The organism is Clostridium sp. 1001270J_160509_D11 (genome assembly GCF_015667935.1).
Taxonomy (GTDB): domain Bacteria; phylum Bacillota; class Clostridia; order Peptostreptococcales; family Peptostreptococcaceae; genus Intestinibacter.
Window position 1 is genome coordinate 1 of the sequence record NZ_JADPET010000235.1, and the last position, 2413, is coordinate 2413.

The 2413-nt window shown below is 28.6% G+C and carries 4 protein-coding genes; 2 read left to right on the plus strand and 2 right to left on the minus strand.

Annotated features, from left to right (window positions below):
* The first annotated feature begins 111 nt into the window (after positions 1-111).
* Both I4U58_RS13555 and I4U58_RS13560 read left to right on the plus strand, forming a co-directional pair.
* Positions 112-405, plus strand: coding sequence for a metal-sensitive transcriptional regulator (locus I4U58_RS13555; RefSeq protein WP_195931864.1), 294 nt, complete (start codon positions 112-114; stop codon positions 403-405).
* A gap of 11 nt (positions 406-416) precedes the next feature.
* Positions 417-845, plus strand: a complete 429-nt coding sequence (locus I4U58_RS13560; protein ID WP_195931865.1) for a SoxR reducing system RseC family protein — start codon at positions 417-419, stop codon at positions 843-845.
* Between the two features lie 49 nt (positions 846-894).
* On the opposite strand, the gene I4U58_RS13565 is transcribed toward I4U58_RS13560, so the two are convergent.
* The gene (locus I4U58_RS13565) at positions 895-1377 is read right to left on the minus strand and encodes a threonine/serine exporter family protein (protein ID WP_195931866.1); all 483 of its coding nucleotides are present in this window, start codon (positions 1375-1377) and stop codon (positions 895-897) included.
* 4 nt (positions 1378-1381) lie between these two features.
* Positions 1382-2167 (minus strand): threonine/serine exporter family protein, encoded by a 786-nt coding sequence (locus tag I4U58_RS13570; RefSeq protein ID WP_195931867.1) that lies wholly within the window; start codon positions 2165-2167, stop codon positions 1382-1384.
* Positions 2168-2413 lie beyond the last annotated feature (246 nt).

Below are 2413 nucleotides of genomic sequence, written 5' to 3' on the forward strand. Positions count from 1 at the left end.
AATATATAATAAACCATTTTTTGAAATATGAAAATGAATAATTTTTAGGAGTTAAATTTACACTTTTTTAATGATATAATAATATATATCACTAATAAGAGGTGTTAAATAATGAGTGAAAAAAAATTGGCTAAAGGAAATGACAAAGCTGCACTAAATAGAAGGCTTAAGAGAATTGAAGGACAAGTAAAAGGAATTCAAAAAATGGTAGAAGATGATAGATATTGTGTAGATATATTAGTTCAAATATCAGCAATTAGATCTGCTATAGATAATGTAGGCACAATGATACTAGAAAACCATATTAAGGGCTGTGTTTCTAATGATATAAAATATGGAAATGAAGAAGAAAGTGAAGCGGCAATTAAGGAATTAATGGATACAATAAAAAAATTCACAAAATAGGGGGGGCTATTATGAATCAACAGGGGTTTATAGTTGAAATAGTAGATGATAAAACTGCTAAAATGCGTATGCAAAGACATTCTGCATGTGCTTCATGTGGTAAATGTGCAAAATTAACTTCAGAAAGTCAAGATTTAATAGTAGAAGTCGACAATCAAATTGGAGCAAAAGTAGGGGATCACGTAGAAGTTAGTATGGATAGTGTAAAAGTAATGAAAGCAACTATGTTGGCATATATGTTGCCACTAGTATTTTTAATTGCAGGGACAGCTATATGCTTTTTTGTACTTAATAATATAAACTTTAACGGTCCAATAGAATTATTAAGTGGACTATGTGGATTATTATGTACATTTTTAAGCTATCTTTATCTAAGAAAAAACGATAAAAAATATAGAGAGAGCAGAGATTATATTCCGATAGTAGTGAGAATAATTTAAATATAAGGGGTTTTGTAGCTGTAATTAATAAACCACAGCCACAAAACCCCTATTTTTCTAACTTTTCTTCAAGTTTTTTTAAATGCATCTTTTTAACAAGTATATAATAAGTTTTTGTAAAAGATGTAATTATAAGAATTCCGATTGCTATTCCAGTACTTTTAAATAGAGAATCCGTTCCAGTAGATACAGCAAGTGCATAATCTTTTTGAACTAATGAATACATAGTATTATATAATCCAAGACCAGGCACAAGTGGAAGTATTCCAGGTATTATAAAGTTTATAGCTGGATATTTTAATTTACGAGCTAAAATTTCACTAAATAATGAAACAACAGCAGATGCTATAACCATAGAAAATACATTTGAAATATATTCTGAGTTAGCCATAACAACATAAGTACACCATCCTATACCACCTACTATACCACATGGAATAAGTGATTTTTTAGGTGCATTAAAGAATATAGAAAAACCTGCTGTAACTGCAAATGAAAATATAAAGTTTATTATTAAATCTTTAATAGTCATTTAATCAACCTCCAATTTTAATCCAAAAATCAAGTACAACACCGACTCCTACAGCTATAGCTCCTGCTGTTAAAAATGCTTCAAATACACGAGAAACACCAGAAACTAAATCACCAGATATTAAATCCCTAAGTCCTTTTACGAAAGCAACTCCAGGAAGTAGAGGCATTATAGAACCTACTATAAGCATTTTAGGGTCATGTAAAATTCCAATCTGACAAAAAGCAACCCCAAACGTAGCTATTGCAAATGAAGATACTAATGTAGCCATAAATGCCATAGAGTTAAGTTTCATTATTCCATTATATATAATAGTTCCAACAACTGAGATTATTAATGTAAGTAAAAAATCTGCTATACTTGTACCACCTATTAAATAAGCGAAACATGCAGAAGAAATTGCAGTCCCCGCATAAAAAGAAATTATTCCATATGGTGGAGGTAAAGTAGCTATTTTTTTAAGTTTATTAATCGCTTCATCAGTTGTCATTTCAGGGTTTTGAACAAAATCTCTAGATACAGTATTTAAAAGGTCTATTTTGTTTAAGTCGATACTTCTACGCTTTATAGTTCTCATAAATGACAATCCGTCGAACTTATCATCTGCAATTATTATACACGTAGGAGTTGTAAATACATTAATATGTCTGTATCCACGAGAAGTACAAACTCTTAAAACACTGTCTTCCGCACGAGATGTTTCTACACCATTAGTCAACATTAATTCTCCTAGAAAAAGAGCAAACCTAAGAATCTCTTTTTTCTGTATTAATTGATATTCTTCCCTCATAAAATCATCTTATTGTCAAAAATATAATTTTGACAGACTCCTTTCCTTTTTATTTAGTTTTTTCATAGTAATAATTAGACTATTATAATATGTTATTAAACATCTAATACTAATTAATTTAGTGAGAAATAGTCTAAATTGGATTTTTTACTTAAAAAACTTATGTATATATTTACTATATTATACTTGATTATATCAAAAAAATAAAAAATGTATATATATATTATTTTAAACTTAAATAAAGAT